Raw genomic sequence first — 18,400 nt, forward strand, 5'->3', positions numbered from 1 at the left:
AAATTCCTATTATAGTAAATCACTATTTCAGTCTAGAAAAGAAAAAACGAATCAGACGATTCGCTCTTCTTAAAATCTGAAAATAGCTTTCCAGAAATGATTATCCAATCTTTTGTAGATTGATCACTGCATCGTGATTCATCAAGACTTGGCCATACTCTTGTAAGACTGAACGACTGATATCACTATCGTCTGCAAACTCACGCATACGAGCCAACAGCCAAGCTGGATATGGACTTGGATGATTTTCAATATCCACTAAAATGGTCAAATAATAGCGCTCGTTCATTTTGTAGAGTTCAGAAGTTTCCATCTCAAAAGTCACTGTCTTGGCAAAAGCCACCAAGTCTGCTAACTTAGCAAAAGAAAGGATGTAATAGATGTAAGGTTCTTTCTTTCCTTCAGCTTCTTGTTCAGCCTGCTCCTGCTCTTCTTCCCTGGCTTCTACTTGCTCTAGAGATTGAATCGCTTCGATATCATCCTTAGTCTTTTCTGCGATGCTTTTTTCCAAGGTTTTGATAAATTCATCTGGCGACATTTGAGCCAATTCTTCCATATCTGGTAAATCCGATAAGTCTTCAAAATCTAGATTTTGGTCAATCTTTGATTTGGTTACAAAGACATCGACCTTATCAGGTTTTGGAGTCACACGGAAGCTCAACATGCCTGTATCCAGAAAGCTATCAGGCATCTCTAACTCATCCAAGATAGCATAAAAGAACTCTTCTGTTTTTTCTTGAGGAACAAGAAAGTCAGCAATCTCCATGCCACGATCCATCAAATCCTCTAAAGACATCGTGATTTTCAAAGTTGTATCACTAATTTGTTTCATTTTCATTGCTAGTAACCTCATACTTTCAGTTCTATCTATTATACTAGATTTTTACGATTTTATCAAAAGAATGAAGCGAGAATGTGATATAATACTAGAGACCATTTTACAATACAAGAAAGAAAGTACAATGAAAAATATAAAAGTTAATGCACTGGCTAGCTTGCTAGTCAATGTTCTCAATATCGTTTTTCCGCTGATAACTAATCCCTATCTGACACGGATTCTCAGCAAATCCAACTACGGTTATTTCAATACCGCCAATACCTGGGCTAGCTTTATCATTCCTTTAGCAGCCTTCGGGATTTACAACTACGGAATTCGAGCTATCAGTAAGGTCAAGGATGATAAAAATAAAATCAACTATGTTTTCTCTAAATTATTCTATATATCCATTATTACATCTGTTCTAACAACCAGTATCTATTTCCTATTTATTTACCTGGATAACAGTATCGAAAATTTGAAAGAACTCTACTATATACTTGGTATACAGGCTCTCTTCCAATTCCTTTATATCGAGTGGATGAATGAAGCTTATGAAAATTATGCATTCATCTTATACAAAACATTGATTATTCGTATTGCCATGTTGGTCGCTATCTTCACCTTTGTAAAAACTCCAGATGATATCGTTCCTTATGCAATCATCATGACTGCAACGACAATTCTCAACTATCTACTCAGTTTTCTCTGGATTAAACGAGAAGTTTCCTTTGTTAAGATTGGTCTTGTCGAATTAATCAAAGCATCAAAACCACTCTTGACTATGCTTCTCCTAGCGAACGCCAACATGCTCTATACCTTACTTGATAGAATGTTTATCACCAAAGGGCCTGATGAAAACTACATTTCTTATTATACCATTGCTTTCAGCATCGTCATGTTGATTGCCAGTGTTCTGAGTGGAGCTATCAATGTCAGTATTCCACGTCTCGGCTACTATCTCGGTAAGAAAGACTACGAATCTTATAAAAATCTTCTGAACCAAGGAGCTGCCCTCTTTTATTTCCTTATCATTCCAACCAGTATTGGGATTATGGTATTAGGAAACTACGCTACAGTCATCTACTCTTCTGAAAAATACCTTGAAGCTGGTATTGTGACTAGTGTCTTTGCCTTTCGTACTATCATTTGGGCCATTGAGTTAATCCTTGGTAAACAAATTATCTTCATCAACGACCACGAAAATCGTTTAACAGCCTTTTACTTTATTGGTGGCGGAGCTAATATCCTACTCAACAGTCTCTTGTATTTCAATAATATTTTTGCACCAGAGTACTACATTGCTACTACTATTATTGCAGAAACTGTAGTTGTTCTACTGGAAATTTACTTTATCAAGAAACATCAGCTACTTGATTTAAAAGAGATCTTTACTACTTTAACACACTATACTATTGTATCCCTTGGATTCATCCCGATCTATTTTGCGTTTAAATCCCTTTTCCAAATCAACTCTTATACAGTTAACCTCAATATGATACTCATGGTACTCTCGACTGTTGCAACCTGTGGAATCTACTATCTCTTGATACTTTTTATCACAAAAGATAAAACACTCCACTATGCACTCAATCTTGCTTTTGCTAAGATTAAAAGAAATTAAAAAATAACCTACCTATCTAAAACAAGGAATATTCCAGTAGATAGGTAGGTTATTTATTTTATCGAATTATCAAATCAAAGCAATTTGCTCATAAATTAATCAGTCCAGTAATTTTTATCAGTTCCTGGATTTTGATTTTCAATAGGCGGAGGAGTCATATAGTCTTCACCAAACTCGTAAACCAGAATCTCATGGAATTTTCTAGGAACCTTCACAAGAATATTCTCATATGGCATTTCAATTGTATCATATAACCACTCTTTCTTAATTCCACTTGGATAGTAAGAGTCATAAGTAGTACATGCAAGATCTGTAGCCTGCTCAACATCATATTGCAAAGCTAACTTCTCCAATTTTTCATTCCATTTCTGTGGAGAAGTCAGTCTGAAAATTGCAGATGCAAAATAACGTGGTAAATTCTTGACACCTCCATTATCTATTTTGACTCCTTTAAAGTTCAGAGACGAAAGTCGAATAAATTGTTTATAAAGTCTCATCTGTTTTCTATCATGTTCATCTGTAACAACTCCATCGTATGGAAAAATGTCAACACAAGTACCTAGAATAACTGACTTATCTAAAAGATTAGCATCTCGACGTGTCCTCACATCGTAAACTCTCATATATGTATAAGGATATCCCTTTGTTTCTCTATATGAAATTAATCTATAGTAGGGATGTTTTTCATTTTTTAATATCTCATAGAGCTTTTCAAATTCATCTCGAGCCAAAGAAATATCGGTATCATCATCCCAAGGAATAAAACCTTTATGGCGTACAGCTCCTAGCAAGGTTCCAAAATCAATAAAATACTTGATTTCATGTTCCTCACACAATTCATGCAAATAGTTTAAAATATCTAATTCAATTTGTTTAATTTCTTCAAGAGTCAAAATTTTCTCTGACATCTATTATTCACTCCTAATCTTTTTACATCGAGTTAATGGCTTCTTCATTTCAATGACATCACTGGGATACCTTAATAATTTTCCACAATTGAAAATCATGATGAGAGAATCTTAGCTCAACTGGTGGTAGTTGCATGTAGTCTCCGTAGTCCGAGGTCAGAATTTCATGATAATTTTTTGGAATCATAAATTCCTTACCTTCGAATACACCCATAATAGTTTGTTCCAACCACTCTCGCTTCCAGACTGGTTTATGCATATCTTTATAAATAAGATAGTCAACCAACTCGTAATCATCTACTTTTCTAGATTTAGCAAGTTCATCAATGCCTCCAATATACTTATTCGTATTTGTGAAATAGAAGACAATAACTGATATATAGCGAATTAAAGAATTTAATAGACTTTTAGTATTGGTAATACCCTTAAATGTATAACAGCTTAATTGACGTTTTTTTATAAGCCTTGTCATTTTATCTTTAAAAACAGAATCATCCTCGTAACCATCTACAGGGAAAATATCTACATAAATCCCCATATTGGAATCAATTCGAACATCTTCTTCTAACAAATAAGTTTGATTATCCTGCACTTTCATGAAGGGATAGACATAGTTGAGATTATTTTTATAAGACATCACTTCGTAACGTTCGTCAGGGTTAGAGATAAGGTAGTCTTGCAACTTCTCATAGTCTTCACGCAACATACAAATATCCATATCATCATCCCAAGGAATAAAACCTTTATGACGAACCGCACCGATAAGACTGCCATAAGCTAGGAAATATTTGACACCAATTTTCTGACAAGTTTCATGAATGTATTCCATGATTCCCAGTTCCATCTGTTGAATCTCTCTAATATCAGTTACTTCCTGATAACGAATACCTTCATCACGTTTGCAAACAACTAATCCATAACCAATAATCAACCAAAAGATAATATTAATAAAGTTAGTTGAGTACATAATCTGACTTTCAAACAATTGACCGAACAAGATGCCAAAGAAAAGAATCATAATCAACTTTTCAGAGTTCTTTTTAGAAACAATCAAATAAGTCAAAAAGCGCTTAAATATATATCCTAGTATAAGTAGAAAAGATACTAAACCTAAAATTCCAGAACTAACAAATATGGTTACAAAAATGTTATGGAAATTTCCACCAATAAGAGAATTTTGAATCTCAAATTTACTGAAATATTTTGTGTAATAATCTGGAACATTTCGTACACCATAACCAAAAATTGGTTTCTCACTTCCCATTTTTATAGCATTTTTCCAAATATAAGTTCTACCACTAGGTGTTGTTTCTATTAGATGAAGTTCTCCTGTTTTTTTTATAACTGAAGAATCCGTTTCTGCATAAGATTGTCCTTTATTTAAGTCTAATACAGTTGCTTTCCCTGAGGATATGTAAATAGAGGTTACATAACTCAATCCGATATTAGCAGCAGAAACAAGTAAAGCAGAAACTATAAAGATTAGAAATCGCTTAGCTAACTTGCCCCTGTTAATAAAGAAACTATATAACCCAATCATCAACACTAAAGACAATAAAGCTCCTCTACTTTGCATGGTTGCGAAGTAAACTAATTGAATCACATTATTCAGTTTTAGATAAACAGAGTATTTGTTTCCTTTATGAATCAAATACATAGCCAAAATAATGCTAATATATGAAAAAATTGCACTAGCATTGGGATTGACAATTCCCCACAAACGCCCATTCATAACACCATAGTAATAAGATTGCTGTCCAATTTTAAATAGGATAAGTACCTTACTCACTAATAATGTAAATGCAAAAATCGCAGAAGAAAAAGAAACAAGTTGAATAGTGTATGCAAGCCAATCAAATAATTTCTTTAATTGACCTGATTCTAACATGGTAAATAATAAAATATAGGTTACCATAAAGAGAATCTCAATCACATTTCCAATCAAATGTCCAGAGCGATTAAAAATAGCAGATAACAGATGACTTCCTGCTAATAGACCAAATAAGGACAGAAATTTACGATCTACTGTGATTTTTTTCCACTTAAACAATAAGGTATAGCAAATATAAAGCACTACAATCGCTGACAATCCTTTATAAAGGGGATTTGCTATCTTATAAACCAGTGAACTCATACTTAAAATCGAAATGAAAACAAAGAGATATGCAATCCATAGTTTTGATTTTTCAAAGTATTCATCCATTTTTGAAAAATTCATTTTCAACTCCTTCTCATAATATTAGTTTCTGAATCCAACAATTTTTTTATATATCCATGGAGAAAAGACAAGTGACAAGACAGCTATCTTACGAAATCTAGTGAAATAAGCATCCTTCCAGATTTCATATCGATGCTGAATAATCCAAGCCCTTAGTTCTACTTTCTCCTTTTGATACTGTTCAGATGAAGTAAAGATAATTTTATCGTAAACTGTGATATACGACCAACATTCTCTATTTTTTAATTCATATTTTAAATTAGGAAATACTTGTGATACTTGAGTAATGATGTTCTTATAAACTTCTATCGTATCAAATACATACCGATTAACAGATGTTGTCGCACTTCCCTCACGATGATCATAATAATAAATTGGTTTGTCAATAAATACGCTACTACATCTTGTCTTTAGTAGCAATTCCGTTAAAAATAAGGCATCTTCTGCTAGATGGTAGTCTGTATTAAATTTACCATCTGCCAGCAGGTCTCTCTTAAATAGTTTTGCGACTGGAAAGAATGAGGTCTTAGTGGTCATCAGTAATTCTTTCATGGTTTCTTCTGTTGACCAAAGTTCTTTTCTACCAGAATACAAGGGTAAGTCTGTCACTATTCCATTTTTGATATGGTGTAGAGGAGCAATCACAAAACCTACATGTTCTCCCTCAACTGCACTAGCTAAAGTAGCTAGGTAATCATTGGTGACGAAATCATCGCTATCAATAAAAGTTATCCAAGCACCTGTCGCTAGCTGAATTCCAACATTTCTAGCATTAGAAACACCAGCATTTTCGATATGGTAAACCTTGATATTTTCATACTGATCTGCTAAATAATCACAGATTTGTCCACTAGAATCAGTAGACCCATCATTTATTAGGATTAGTTCAAAATTGGTACAAGTCTGTTGAAGAATTGACTTCACACATCGCTCCAGATAGGCTTCTACATTGTAGACTGGAACAATAACGCTAATTTTTTCTCCCATCATGCTCCGTATTCTCCCTTATACTCTGTATAAGACTTATCCATATCAGCGATGACAGCATCATGATGTGGTAGCTGCTTGTCTGCTGGTGGTGGCGTCATATAATCTCCAAAAGCAGTACTAAGATAGGCATCGTAGCCAACTGGAATAGGCATCTCTGTTCCTTCAAAGGGCAAGAAAAGATTATCCTCAAAAGATGCGATTGGGTACTTGTTTCTCATGTAGCCAGGACCTGAGCATAGTTCCGTGATTCCATCGCTCTCAGCTAGACTGTACTTGGTCATTTCTTTTTCAGCTTTTTTCCAAATGCGATAACGGAGAGATTTTGGAGTCAATCCCAGTAAAATACGACTTCCCCATTTCATAAGTGCGCCATGCTTTTCTGGAATAGTTTGCGCACAAAAAAGAGAATAAATCAGTGCCCAACGAACCTGTTTTTTCCGCTCAGCTGGATTTTTCGGATAATAATCCAAAGGCAAGACGTCCAAGGCCAAACCATGTGGTAAATTCAAATCCTGCTGGTAAGGTTTGATACAGGTGGTTTCCTTGTCACGAATGGTAATAAAAAGATTACGATCGACAAAATCCTTGTTACTCTTTGACAAGAAATAACGCTCATCTGCATAACGAGGCCATAATGCTGCCAATTTTTCATAGTCCTTACGGGGCATAAAAAAGTCTAGGTCGTCGTCCCAAGGAATGAAACCCTTGTTTCGAAGGGCACCAATAGCACCTCCCCCACAAAGATAACAAAGCAAATCATGTTCTTTACAAAAGGCCACAAAATATTCAGCCATCTCCAGACTACGAGCCTGAATTGCTTTTAAATCAGTCATATTGTTCATTATTCTTTCTATCGTATCGTTTCATTATACCACAAATAAGGGGTGAAAATCTATTGCAGACTGTAAAAAATCAAAGCTTGATTGCTAGATAAATAGCCTTCAAACTTTGATTCTCCTATCTTATTTTATCTCAAGCCCATCTGAGATAATTTATTCTGATATTTATTTTGATCAACCAGCAAGCCCAAGCCTCCATAGACATCATAGGCATCGACCCAATCACCTAGTTCTGGAACTGTTAATCTCTCAATGCCATTTTGCGCTCCATTTAGGAAGGATAAGCCATTGGTCAGTAGGAAACTATAAGGAACATTCGTAGAGGTCATGCCAAAGACCTTACCAAGTGCTTCTGATCCAGTAAAGAGTTTAGTTGGATCCTTGAGTTGTTGCAGAACAGCTGTCAACACTTGCTGTTGTCTCTTGGTACGACCGTAATCGCCTTCATCATCATCACGGAAGCGAGCATAATTGAGCAAAGTCGAGCCATTCATCTGCTGTTTTCCGACTTTGATGGTTTGGGTTGGAGACTCAGTCTCAGTAGCATGCAAATCATCTCCGACTGTAGCTTCTGTTAATGGACGCCCATTCAATGTTGAAAATTGGGCATCAATTGTCACACCATCAGGGAAAAGCGTGTCAATCGCCGTTGCAAAGGCCTGGAAGTCTACCAAAGCATAGTACTTAATGTCCAAGTCAAAATTATCTTTCAAGACTTGGCGAACCATTTCTGCCCCTTTTTGCCCCTCTTGTTCTCCTAACTCATAGGCTACATTTAATTTGTTATCGGACTGCTTTCTACCGTTAATCACTTGGCTATAACCGTCTATATAAACCAAATTGTCACGCATGAAGCTGACCAGCTTAATTTTCTTATCTGAGCCACCAACATTTAGTACCATAATAGAGTCTGTTCTCGTTTCAGCACTGTTTTGGCCAATTCGTCCATCCGTCCCCATAATCAAAATATTAACTCCATCTCTGGTATCTTGACCATTAAAGACTTCTACTTGAGCTGCCTTAGCATTGGCAGGTTTGTTTGGATCAGCATTTGAATACCCTTTTAGGAACATAAAAATCATGCCAAAACCGACACAGGCCAGAAGGGCAAGCAATCCTGCAAAAATGCGCCCCCAACGAATCTTGCGTTTTTTTGCTTTAACCTTTGGTTGAGAATGACTTTTCTGGTATTTTTTTGAACGACTACGGTTACCATAGGATGGAAGAGGAGACTGATTGATTGGTTCCATAAAAGACTCTTCCATATCGTGATTTTCATTATGAATTTCTGGAGAAACTTCGCTACCGCTAGCCATATTTAACTTACCTTGCAGGTAAGCAAACTCCTTTTTCTCTCGCTCATTGAGGTAATGAATGTTCTTAAAAAGATAGTCATAACGCAACTGCTCGTGATGGCTTAAAGGATTTTCTTGGCTCATCTTCTCTCCTTTCCATGGTCTGATATTGGATAAATAGGATAGGCGCCCAGAACCTTATACTGGATTCCGATGGCTTCTAATTCTTTTTGGGCAAAGTGGATCAGGTCCTTATCAGCATAGTCCACATCGATAATGAAAAAGTATTCACCCAGTGCTGTCTTGAGTGGCCGACTTTCAATTTTTGTCAGGTCAATTCCTCGCCAAGCAAAGGTCGACAGGGCCTTATAAAGTGCACCTGGAAGGTTGTCAGGTAATGTCAAGGCCAAACTCATTTTCTCAGTTTGTGCTTTCAAGGGAATACTAGGATTTTCAGCTCCTAGAACCCAAAAACGTGTGAAATTGGCTTCCATTTCCTGAATATCCTCGGCAATCAGTTCCAAACCATATTCTTCAGCAGAACTTCTAGGAGCAATGGCCGCAAAAGGCTGGTCAGGATGTTCGGAAATAAAGCGGGCCGCATAAGCTGTACTAGCTGTTATCTCGATTTGGGCCTCTGGATATTGTTCATCGATGAATTTCTTTCCTTGAGCCAAGGCCTGTGGATGTGAAAAAATCTTTTCAATCTTAGTATGGCCTGGAACCACCATCAACTGCTGATGAATAGGCTGAACGATTTCTGCTACTGCTTGGATGCGAGCCTGATGAAAAAGGTAGTCCAAGGTTTCATGAACACTACCCTCGATAGAATTTTCAACTGGCACCACAGAATAGTCCACCAAGCCTTGTTCATAAGCCTTGATAACATCTGTAATATTGGCAAAGGCCTGCAATTCCTCATGAGGAAAAGCTGTCTGCACAACGTGATGTGAAAATGATCCCTTGGGACCTAGATAAGCAATTTTCATCTCAGTTCCTCTATAATTTCCTCTGGGCTTAACTTGGTCACATCCAAAACCCGACTGGCCACTTCCTCATACCAAGCCTGTCTTTCTTGAAAAATAGCTGCTAGTTCTTCCTTGCTATTATTTAGAAAAAGCGGACGCTGATTGTCCTTATCAGCTGCGATACGGTGGTAGAGGATTTCAAAATCAGCTTTCAGATAGATGTTATCAGAATTGGTCTTTAGTAAGTCACGATTTCGCTGAGAAATAACCACTCCCCCACCAGTTGACACAACTTGATCTCTTTGTAGTAACTCAGCTAATACTTCTGACTCTACCTGTCGAAAGACCTCTTCTCCCATTTCCGAGAAAAATTCCGCAATGGACATACCTAAGCGCTCCTCAATCAGGGCATCCATATCAAGGTAATTAGGGTCCAAGCCTCTTGCAATAGTCGATTTGCCAGCCCCCATAAATCCTAGTAATACCTTAGCCATGAATCAAGCTCTCTAAATCATCAAAGAAGCTAGGATAGCTGGTATTGATGGCTTCAGCACGGTCAAGCTCCACTTCTCCATCTGCAACCAAGAGAGCCGCGATGGCTGTCATCATGCCGATACGATGGTCTCCAAAAGTATTGACTCTCGCACCGTGAAGGGCTGATTTCCCTTTGATAATCATTCCATCTGCTGTAGGTGTGATATCCGCACCCATGCTATTTAAAGCGTCTGCCACAACCTGAATGCGGTCTGTTTCCTTGACCTTAAGTTCCTCAGCATCCTTAATAACTGTTACACCTTGAGCTTGGGTCGCAAGTAGAGCGATAACTGGCAATTCATCAATCAATCGTGGGATCAAAGCACCACCAATCTCTGTTCCTTTCAAGTCAGAAGACTCAACAGTCAAGGTTGCAGATTTAGCGACTGGGTCAATTTCAGTTATTTCCAATTTTCCACCCATGGCACGAATGACATCAATAATACCTGTACGCGTTTCGTTGATGCCCACATTCTTAAGTACCACACGAGAATTTGGAACAATCAAACCTGCGACTAACCAAAAGGCTGCACTTGAAATATCTCCTGGAACAACCACATTTTGTCCTGTCAATTTTTGTGGCCCTTGGACTGTGATTTTTTTGCCCTCCACACTTAAATGACCACCAAATTGTTGCAACATATCTTCAGTATGATTACGGGTGCACTCTTTTTCGATAATAACAGACTCCCCCTGAGCCTGCAAGGCCGCAAACATCAAGGCTGACTTGACTTGGGCAGAGGCAATTGGCAACTCATAATGAATAGGTTTTAGGTTTTTCGTCCCTTTTAAATGAAGGGGAGGCAGGTCTCGCTCAGTTTGCCCTGAAATACTAACGCCCATTTGTTTCAGTGGAAGGGTCACACGATCCATAGGACGTTTGGAAAGACTGTCATCTCCAAACATTTCTACTTCGAAGTCTACACCAGCAAGGACACCTGAAATCAGGCGAATCGAGGTTCCAGAATTTCCCATATCAAGGGCATTTTGCGGCGCTTTTAAGCCGTCCATACCGACACCTTGAATAGTAATAACCCCATCTTTGTCCTCAATCTCAACACCAAGGTCTCGAAAAACCTGCATAGTAGAAAGGACATCTTCACCCCGCAGTATATCATAAACCTTGGTCTCACCCTCAGCCAAACTTCCAAAAATAATGGAACGGTGGCTGATAGACTTGTCACCAGGGACGCGGATACTGCCATGTAAGTGGCTAATATTTGTTTTTAGTTTCATACTGGACCTCATACTTGCAATACTTTTACCTATTTTATCATAAAAAGCCAGAAATTCCTTAAAAATTCCTGACTTTATGATAGTTATTTTCTTATTTTAGCAATTCTGAAACTGGTTCAAAAACAATTTTTTCAATGTCAGAAAGGTAAATGGCCAATTGTTGTTGCTTGGTAAAGAATTCTGACAAGAGGCTGTTCCCCTGAATCTGTTTGCCAAAACCTTCCATCTTCGCTTGGAAGGAAGCGTCTGGCATTTGACCTGTCTGCGCTAGTCTTTGAATTTCCTCTTGGAAGGCAACATATTCTGTAAAAATTTTGCTTGCCTCAGCATCTGCTGAAATAGCATCTTTAGCTGCTTTGACAGCCTTGTATTCTGGTAATTCGCGTAAACCGCGACTGAGTTCGTTTGCACTATCGTAAATATTTGACATGATTTTCTCCTTATTTGATAACGACTGTATAGTCGGTGTTTTCTGTTATGAGGTGCTCGGCTCGTTCTAAATCTTGAGCATTTTTAAATGAAATTTGTAGAATCCCATGAATATCCTCACGGTTTTCCTCGTTGATGTGGATGTTAACCAAGGAAGTTCCACGTAGCAGTTCCAAAATCCTCAAGATGACATCTTCTTCATCGGGAACGTCGACATAGAGGTCATAAGAACTATCCACACCACCACGCTTATGGATTTCCATGGCCTGACGTTGCTCACGCGCTTGGTTGAAAAAGTTCCAGATTTTCTCCTCATCTCCCTTGCTGATGGCTTGTCCAACCTCATCTAAGCGCTCCTTGAAATCCTCAATTCGATCTAGAATAGTCTCACGATTGGACAAGAGAATGGAGGTCCACATCCCTGGCTCGCTTTCCGCAATCCGAGTCATATCTCGAAAACCACCTGCCGCAAAGCGCCTTGCCATCTCATGTTCTTGAGCATAAACCGCGGTCTGCTCCATAAGACTAGAAGCCAGAATATGAGGAAAATGGCTAATCTGAGAAGTGACACGATCATGCTCCTTGGCATCAATTTCGATAAAACGAGCATGAAGACCTGAAAGCAGATCCTTCATTTCCTTAAGCGCGTCCTGACTTGTCAGGCTGGAAGGTGTAAAGATATAATAGGCATTTTCAAAGAGATTGACATCCGCAGAAGCTGCCCCTGTCTTATGACTACCAGCCATAGGATGGGCCCCGACAAAGCGAACAGGCTTACCAGCTAAATACTGCTCCGCCGCATCCACAATGGCTGACTTGGTCGAGCCAGCATCTGAAATAATCACTCCCTCTTTCAAATCCAAGTTAGCCAACTCCTTAATGAAAGCAATGGTTTGTTTGATTGGCAAACTGAGGATGATGATATCTGCCAAAGGAGCAAAACTAGCAAAATCATCCGTTGCACGGTCAATCATACCTTCTTTCAAGGCGATATCTCTCGAAGCTTGACTGCGATTATAACCTAAAATTTCATAATCTGGATGATCGCGTTTGATACCAAGTGCCATAGAGGCACCAATCAATCCAAGACCTGCGATATAGACTGTTTTTGCCATAGGAACTCCTTAATAGTTCTTTGTATAGTCTCGGTGTTTGGCTACCGCTTCTTTTAATTCCTCTAGATTGTCTGATGAGAATTTTTCGAGGATCTCTTGTGCCAGAACAGTTGCCACAACGGCTTCCATAACTACACCTGCAGCTGGAAGAGCAGTCGGATCACTTCTTTCAACGGTTGCCTTGTAAGGTTCATGGGTTTCGATATCCACACTCATAAGAGGTTTATAAAGAGTAGGAATGGGTTTCATGACGCCACGAACAACGATGGGTTGCCCATTAGTCATACCACCTTCAAAGCCACCCAGATTATTGGTACGACGAGTATAGCCATCTTCTTTAGACCAGAGAATTTCATCCATGACTTGGCTGCCCTTACGGTAACCAGCTTCAAAGCCGAGACCAAATTCCACTCCTTTAAATGCATTGATAGAGACAACTGCTTGGGCCAATCGCGCATCCAATTTTCTGTCCCATTGAACATAGGAACCAAGGCCAACTGGAACACCTCCAACGACTGTCTCCACAACCCCACCGATGGTATCACCGTCACGTTTGATTTGGTCAATATAGTCCTTGATTTCCTGTTCTCGTTCTTGGTTGACAATAGAAACTTCAGACTGGGCAGCTCGTTCCTTAATCTCAGCCACTGTCAGATCTTCAGGTACATCGATTTCCTTGCCACCAAAGACCACGACATGGTTGGCGATCTCTATATCCAGTTCAGCTAAGAGGCGTTTAGCTACCGCTCCAACTGCCACCCGCATAGTGGTTTCACGGGCAGATGAACGTTCCAAAGAATTTCTTAAATCATCAAAACGGTACTTGATGCCCCCAACTAAATCGGCATGGCCTGGACGAGGATGGGTGATTTTTCGTTTGCTTTTAAGCCGGTCTTCAATATCCTCCGCAGACATGATATCCAGCCATTTCTGGTGGTCCTTATTGATGACATCCATGGTAATAGGAGCCCCTGTTGTCTTCCCGTGGCGAACGCCCGAAGTAAAGACAACCTGGTCACTCTCAATTTTCATACGACCACCACGACCGTAGCCACCCTGACGGCGTTTAAGGTCCCCATTGATATCCTCAGCTGTCAAAGGAAGCCCAGCTGGAATTCCTTCAATGATAGCCGTCAGACGGGGGCCGTGTGATTCTCCTGCAGTTAAATATCTCATACACTCTCCTTATTTTACCAAGTAGTCTTTCATCTCTTCCAGAGAAACTGGGTGAATGGTCGCTGAACCAAGCTCTGGCACCAAGACCAATTTCAAGGTGTTGCCACGCGCTTTCTTATCATGAGTCAAAGCTTGATAAAGCTTGTCAACATCCCAGTTTTCATAATCAACAGGCAAGCCAAATTTCTGACACATTTCTGTGATGGACTGGGTAATGCCAGCTGGCATAAGGCCTTTTTCCTCAGCAACCTTGGATATCTGCACCATTCCCATAGCAACAGCTTCACCATGCATGACTTTCCCATAACCGGCAGTCGCTTCAATGGCATGACCAATGGTGTGGCCAAAATTGAGATAAAGGCGTACACCATTGTCCAACTCATCCTCAACTACCATCTTGCGCTTGACCTGACAAGAATGTTCAATCAAAGTCTCTGCATGTTCCAGAATGCTCTCAACAGAACCATCCAGCTCCGTCAAGAGAACCCATAGTTCTGGATCCTCAATCAAGCCATACTTGATAACTTCCCCCATTCCTTCAATCAACTCTCTCTTTCCGAGGGTTTCAAGAACAAGTGGGTCAATCATAACCCCATCTGGTTGGGCAAAGGTCCCCACCATATTCTTAGCAAATGGAGTATTGACGCCTGTCTTTCCACCGATAGAAGAATCCACCTGGGCTGTCAAACTAGTCGGAATCTGAACAAAGTGAATACCCCGCATATAGGTAGAGGCTACGAAGCCAGCCAGGTCTCCAACGACACCGCCACCAAGAGCCACGATTCCATCGCTACGAGTCAACCCCTGCTTAACTAGAAATTCATAGACTTTCTGAACAGTAGTTAAATTCTTTCTTTCTTCACCTTCTAAAAAATCAAAAACTGCTACCTGAAAACCAGCATCTTCTAGGCTGAGCTTGACCTTCTCTGCATAAAGAGAAGCTACATGGTTATCTGTAACAATGACTACCTTTTGTGGTTGCCAGAGTTCTCTCAACCATTGACCAGCCTGAGCCAGACAACCTTTTTCAATCTGAATATCATAAGGATGATGAGGAATATCGATTCTGATTTTCATAGGAGAAACTCCCTTTCTTTATTGGTATTTTTCTGTTAAAGACTGCCAAATTTCTTCTGTCGGCATTTCCTTGCCTGTCCACAGTTGAAAGGCTTCTGCAGCTTGATAGAGCAACATTCCCAGACCATTGACGGCTGGATTGCCCTGACTTCTAGCCCATTTCAAAAATGGGGTTTCAAAGGGTTGGTAAATGATATCTGCCACAAAGAGAGGTTCTGGTAAGACTATGCTTTCAGGAACTGGGGAGGATTGACCATCCATCCCAACACTGGTGGCATTGACCAGTAAATCCGACTCAGCAATCCTTGCTTGCAGTACAGGAATATCTTCTAAAGCATACAGGTCCACCTTAAAACCTGTCTGCTCCTGTAACTTGTCTAGGTATGGTCTTGTTTTTTCCATAGAAACTGAACGAACAAAGACTGAAATCTGACTGACGCCGTCCAAAATAGCTTGTGCTATAATGGACTTGGCCGCACCACCTGCACCCAGCAGGGTCATCTTTTTACCTGAAATTGTAAAAGAAGGCAAGCTCTTAAAAAATCCCTTGCCATCTGTATTATATCCAATTAAATTGCCATTCTCATTGACAACCGTATTGACCGCACCAATCAAGCGCGCTTCATCGCTCAGCTCATCCAAATAAGGAATCACCTGCTCCTTATAGGGCATGGACAGGTTGATGCCAAACATCTGGTAGCGACGAATATTGGCCACTGTTTCTGCCAAGTCAGCCGCTTCAATCTCCCAAGCCACATAAGCACCATTGGTAGCTGTCGCCTCAAAGGCCCTATTGTGAATAAAGGGGGAAATAGAATGCTTAATAGGATTGGCAACAACGGCAGCTAAACGTGTATAGCCATCAAGCTTCATCCAAAATCTCCCGAATTTTTTTCATATTAGCTAGGGAAATCTGACCAGGGGCACTTGCCTCATCTAGACTAGCAAAGGACCAGCTAGAACCTGTCACATCCGCAGTGATACGAGAAACCTTACCCACCTTACCCATAGAAATAGTTACATATTCCTGCTCAGGATTGAGGGTTTTAAAGCCTCGTGTATAGTTCATCAAGTCTAGCACATCCTGCTCCGTGTGAGCCATCACCGCAACCTTGACAAGTTTTGGATTTAGGCTCGTCAACTCTGACAAGATTTCCATCATATTTTCAGGTGTTTCTTGGAAATTGTGGTAACTCAAAACGAGATTTGGGAAGTCCAACATTTCCTCAAAAACATCCTTGTAGCTGTAGTACTCAAAATCAATATAATCTGGTTGATAGAGTTGCGCCACTTCCTTGATTAGATGGATATATTCTTCTGAAGAAAGTTCGATTTCTCCCCCTTCAGCGCGAGTTCGCAGAGTGAAAACCAACTCACGGCCTGCGAATTTTTCAAAAATAGCTGGAGCTACCTGCAAAATCGCTTCCTTAGGCAGATAGTCGGCACGCCATTCAATGATGTCGGCATCCAGATACCTCGTGGCATCCAGAGCCTGAGCTTCCTCTAAACTTCTTGGCATTACTGAAACGATTAATTTCATTTACTAACCTTCATACTAATCACCTTGAGGTAATTACTACTTTCATCTTTTTTATTATAGGCGAAATCTGCTGGAAGACCGTATTTGTTTAAAATCTGGTAACTTCTTCCTGCAAAGCCTTTATCAATTTGTTCTGTAAATTTCTGACGGGAAACATTGGCAGCATTGGTACTGGCAATGATAATCCCTCCCGGATTTAAAATCTCAAGACTCTGGGAAATCAACTTGTGATAATCCTTGGCCACAGAGAAAGTTTGTTTTTTGTTTCGAGCAAAGCTAGGCGGATCTAGGACAATCACATCGTAAGTCAAGCCTTTTCGCTTAGCATACTTGAAATACTCAAAAACATCCATGACTATAAAACGATGGTCGTCTGTGCTGATTCCATTTGCCTGAAAATGCGCTTGAGACAATTCTCGTGAACGTTTAGCTAGGTCAACCGAAGTTGTCTGGCTTGCTCCTCCCATGGCCGCAGCTACTGAAAAGGCTGCTGTGTAGGAAAACATGTTGAGCAAGGATTTACCCATAGCCAATCCATCCACTAAACTACCGCGAACTTCATGCTGGTCTAGGAAAATTCCTGTCATCAAGCCATCGTTCATAAAGACTTGATAGAGGACACCATTTTCCAAAACAGTGAAGAAGTCAGGTGCTTCTTGACCATAAACATGGGCAGATTCATAGTCCAAACCCTTAAAGCGGATCTTCTCATAGGTCCCTAAAACCTCAGGAAAAACCTGTCTAAAGGCTTCTGAGATAACCTTGCGAATCTGATAAACATAAGAGTTATACCAAGAAAAGACAGCATAGTCGCCATAAAGGTCCACTGTCAGACCGCCAAAACCATCTCCCTCTTGGTTGAAGAGACGAAAGGCAGTTGTCAAATCATCTTGATAGTAGGCACTTCTCTTTTCTTTAGCTTGTCTAAACAGCGTTTCAAAGAAAGCTTGATTGAAGGTCACCTTGTCTGTGCTCACAAACCAGCCCAAGCCCTTGTTTTGCTGAGAAAGGTAGGCAGTCCCAAGAAAGGTGCCTTCTTGACGATAGACTTCTACCTCCTGATCCTTAAGATTGACATTCTCAAGATCGCTGGCTTCTAGTAAAACCAGACCTTTGGCAAGCTTTTTTTCAACCCGCTTACTGACTCTTATTCTATTCATAACTACCATTATATCAAATTTTTAGACAATTCTCAAAAAAGAAACTAGCCTTGCTTTGTTACTCTAGTTTTAAAAAATACTATACTTAATACTAATTAAAAATTAGAAAGTAAATATGTAAGAATCACAATAAAAGATGCTCTTCCGTCTTAGAGGAGCATTTCTTTTTATCAACGAAAATCAAAGAGCAAACTAAGAAACTAGCCTCAGTTTAACTTTGAGATTATAGGTAGAGAGGTTGTATCAGCAATATGGGTCTGTCAAGTTTAGTAACAAAGATAGTAGAAGAAATATGAGGATATAAATCAGCTTCAGTAGGTATCTGGAAAATTTGATTTTATAGAAAAGCCTTTTGTTACAAACTCAATATACTATCAATAAATAATATTATAGAAGCAACAATAATTAAAATTTCACCTATCTGCATAATTCTATTTCGAACTCTAAATATATGTTCTATCAAAAATACTTGAA

General features: G+C 39.5%; 17 protein-coding genes. 1 reads left to right on the plus strand and 16 read right to left on the minus strand.

What is annotated here, in order from left to right; translation table 11 throughout:
• Positions 1 to 100 precede the first annotated feature (100 nt).
• Positions 101 to 838, minus strand: coding sequence for an adaptor protein MecA (gene mecA / locus RYL77_RS02540; RefSeq protein ID WP_315009625.1), 738 nt, complete (start codon positions 836 to 838; stop codon positions 101 to 103).
• A 124-nt stretch (positions 839 to 962) separates the two neighbouring features.
• Between mecA and RYL77_RS02545 the strand changes: the two genes are divergently transcribed.
• Positions 963 to 2,441 carry an oligosaccharide flippase family protein gene (locus RYL77_RS02545; protein ID WP_315009627.1) on the plus strand — a complete coding sequence of 493 codons (1,479 nt, stop codon included), beginning with the start codon at positions 963 to 965 and terminating at the stop codon, positions 2,439 to 2,441.
• A 95-nt stretch (positions 2,442 to 2,536) separates the two neighbouring features.
• Here RYL77_RS02545 and RYL77_RS02550 read toward each other — a convergent pair whose 3' ends face one another.
• From RYL77_RS02550 to RYL77_RS02620, 15 genes are all read right to left on the minus strand, one after another.
• Positions 2,537 to 3,349 (minus strand): LicD family protein, encoded by an 813-nt coding sequence (locus RYL77_RS02550; protein WP_315009629.1) that lies wholly within the window; start codon positions 3,347 to 3,349, stop codon positions 2,537 to 2,539.
• Positions 3,350 to 3,407: 58 nt separating this feature from the next.
• The gene (locus tag RYL77_RS02555; protein ID WP_315009631.1) at positions 3,408 to 5,567 is read right to left on the minus strand and encodes a LicD family protein; all 2,160 of its coding nucleotides are present in this window, start codon (positions 5,565 to 5,567) and stop codon (positions 3,408 to 3,410) included.
• A 21-nt stretch (positions 5,568 to 5,588) separates the two neighbouring features.
• Positions 5,589 to 6,557, minus strand: a complete 969-nt coding sequence (locus RYL77_RS02560) for a glycosyltransferase family 2 protein (RefSeq protein WP_315009633.1) — start codon at positions 6,555 to 6,557, stop codon at positions 5,589 to 5,591.
• Positions 6,554 to 7,399, minus strand: coding sequence for a phosphorylcholine transferase LicD (locus tag RYL77_RS02565; RefSeq protein ID WP_315009634.1), 846 nt, complete (start codon positions 7,397 to 7,399; stop codon positions 6,554 to 6,556). Before RYL77_RS02565 ends, RYL77_RS02560 begins: the two co-directional genes overlap by 4 nt.
• Before the next feature lie 125 nt (positions 7,400 to 7,524).
• Positions 7,525 to 8,835 carry an LCP family protein gene (locus RYL77_RS02570; RefSeq protein ID WP_315009637.1) on the minus strand — a complete coding sequence of 437 codons (1,311 nt, stop codon included), beginning with the start codon at positions 8,833 to 8,835 and terminating at the stop codon, positions 7,525 to 7,527.
• Complete coding sequence (gene pheA, locus RYL77_RS02575; RefSeq protein WP_315009639.1) at positions 8,832 to 9,680, minus strand: prephenate dehydratase; 849 nt, start codon at positions 9,678 to 9,680, stop codon at positions 8,832 to 8,834. Before pheA ends, RYL77_RS02570 begins: the two co-directional genes overlap by 4 nt.
• A complete protein-coding gene (locus tag RYL77_RS02580) occupies positions 9,677 to 10,153 on the minus strand; it encodes a shikimate kinase (protein WP_315009641.1) in 477 nt (158 codons plus the stop codon). The genes pheA and RYL77_RS02580 overlap by 4 nt, the downstream gene beginning before the upstream one ends.
• Positions 10,146 to 11,429, minus strand: a complete 1,284-nt coding sequence (gene aroA / locus RYL77_RS02585; RefSeq protein ID WP_315009643.1) for a 3-phosphoshikimate 1-carboxyvinyltransferase — start codon at positions 11,427 to 11,429, stop codon at positions 10,146 to 10,148. Before aroA ends, RYL77_RS02580 begins: the two co-directional genes overlap by 8 nt.
• A 91-nt stretch (positions 11,430 to 11,520) precedes the next feature.
• On the minus strand, positions 11,521 to 11,859 hold the full coding sequence (locus RYL77_RS02590; RefSeq protein ID WP_000065980.1) for a YlbF/YmcA family competence regulator: 339 nt from the start codon (positions 11,857 to 11,859) through the stop codon (positions 11,521 to 11,523).
• A gap of 10 nt (positions 11,860 to 11,869) precedes the next feature.
• Entirely contained in the window at positions 11,870 to 12,973 is a 1,104-nt protein-coding gene (locus RYL77_RS02595) for a prephenate dehydrogenase (protein WP_315009645.1), read from the minus strand.
• 9 nt (positions 12,974 to 12,982) lie between these two features.
• Positions 12,983 to 14,149, minus strand: coding sequence for a chorismate synthase (aroC, locus tag RYL77_RS02600; protein WP_315009647.1), 1,167 nt, complete (start codon positions 14,147 to 14,149; stop codon positions 12,983 to 12,985).
• A gap of 9 nt (positions 14,150 to 14,158) precedes the next feature.
• Positions 14,159 to 15,226, minus strand: coding sequence for a 3-dehydroquinate synthase (gene aroB, locus RYL77_RS02605; protein ID WP_315009649.1), 1,068 nt, complete (start codon positions 15,224 to 15,226; stop codon positions 14,159 to 14,161).
• A gap of 18 nt (positions 15,227 to 15,244) precedes the next feature.
• On the minus strand, positions 15,245 to 16,099 hold the full coding sequence (locus tag RYL77_RS02610) for a shikimate dehydrogenase (RefSeq protein ID WP_315009651.1): 855 nt from the start codon (positions 16,097 to 16,099) through the stop codon (positions 15,245 to 15,247).
• The gene (gene aroD / locus RYL77_RS02615) at positions 16,089 to 16,766 is read right to left on the minus strand and encodes a type I 3-dehydroquinate dehydratase (RefSeq protein WP_315009652.1); all 678 of its coding nucleotides are present in this window, start codon (positions 16,764 to 16,766) and stop codon (positions 16,089 to 16,091) included. Before aroD ends, RYL77_RS02610 begins: the two co-directional genes overlap by 11 nt.
• Positions 16,763 to 17,926, minus strand: a complete 1,164-nt coding sequence (locus RYL77_RS02620; RefSeq protein WP_315009653.1) for a class I SAM-dependent rRNA methyltransferase — start codon at positions 17,924 to 17,926, stop codon at positions 16,763 to 16,765. Before RYL77_RS02620 ends, aroD begins: the two co-directional genes overlap by 4 nt.
• Between the last annotated feature and the right edge of the window lie 474 nt (positions 17,927 to 18,400).

The sequence above is a fragment of the uncultured Streptococcus sp. genome, assembly GCF_963516515.1.
Lineage (GTDB): Bacteria > Bacillota > Bacilli > Lactobacillales > Streptococcaceae > Streptococcus.

What these genes read in the sequence shown, in the direction of transcription:
- RYL77_RS02620 (WP_315009653.1), bottom strand. Translation starts at nt 17,926, where the DNA reads ATGAATAGAATAAGAGTCAGTAAGCGGGTTGAAAAAAAGCTTGCCAAA.
- pheA (WP_315009639.1), bottom strand. Translation starts at nt 9,680, where the DNA reads ATGAAAATTGCTTATCTAGGTCCCAAGGGATCATTTTCACATCACGTT.
- RYL77_RS02555 (WP_315009631.1), bottom strand. Translation starts at nt 5,567, where the DNA reads ATGAATTTTTCAAAAATGGATGAATACTTTGAAAAATCAAAACTATGG.
- RYL77_RS02595 (WP_315009645.1), bottom strand. Translation starts at nt 12,973, where the DNA reads ATGGCAAAAACAGTCTATATCGCAGGTCTTGGATTGATTGGTGCCTCT.
- RYL77_RS02580 (WP_315009641.1), bottom strand. Translation starts at nt 10,153, where the DNA reads ATGGCTAAGGTATTACTAGGATTTATGGGGGCTGGCAAATCGACTATT.
- RYL77_RS02570 (WP_315009637.1), bottom strand. Translation starts at nt 8,835, where the DNA reads ATGAGCCAAGAAAATCCTTTAAGCCATCACGAGCAGTTGCGTTATGAC.
- aroD (WP_315009652.1), bottom strand. Translation starts at nt 16,766, where the DNA reads ATGAAATTAATCGTTTCAGTAATGCCAAGAAGTTTAGAGGAAGCTCAG.
- RYL77_RS02560 (WP_315009633.1), bottom strand. Translation starts at nt 6,557, where the DNA reads ATGATGGGAGAAAAAATTAGCGTTATTGTTCCAGTCTACAATGTAGAA.
- aroA (WP_315009643.1), bottom strand. Translation starts at nt 11,429, where the DNA reads ATGAAACTAAAAACAAATATTAGCCACTTACATGGCAGTATCCGCGTC.
- RYL77_RS02550 (WP_315009629.1), bottom strand. Translation starts at nt 3,349, where the DNA reads ATGTCAGAGAAAATTTTGACTCTTGAAGAAATTAAACAAATTGAATTA.
- mecA (WP_315009625.1), bottom strand. Translation starts at nt 838, where the DNA reads ATGAAAATGAAACAAATTAGTGATACAACTTTGAAAATCACGATGTCT.
- aroB (WP_315009649.1), bottom strand. Translation starts at nt 15,226, where the DNA reads ATGAAAATCAGAATCGATATTCCTCATCATCCTTATGATATTCAGATT.
- aroC (WP_315009647.1), bottom strand. Translation starts at nt 14,149, where the DNA reads ATGAGATATTTAACTGCAGGAGAATCACACGGCCCCCGTCTGACGGCT.
- RYL77_RS02565 (WP_315009634.1), bottom strand. Translation starts at nt 7,399, where the DNA reads ATGAACAATATGACTGATTTAAAAGCAATTCAGGCTCGTAGTCTGGAG.
- RYL77_RS02545 (WP_315009627.1), top strand. Translation starts at nt 963, where the DNA reads ATGAAAAATATAAAAGTTAATGCACTGGCTAGCTTGCTAGTCAATGTT.
- RYL77_RS02590 (WP_000065980.1), bottom strand. Translation starts at nt 11,859, where the DNA reads ATGTCAAATATTTACGATAGTGCAAACGAACTCAGTCGCGGTTTACGC.
- RYL77_RS02610 (WP_315009651.1), bottom strand. Translation starts at nt 16,099, where the DNA reads ATGAAGCTTGATGGCTATACACGTTTAGCTGCCGTTGTTGCCAATCCT.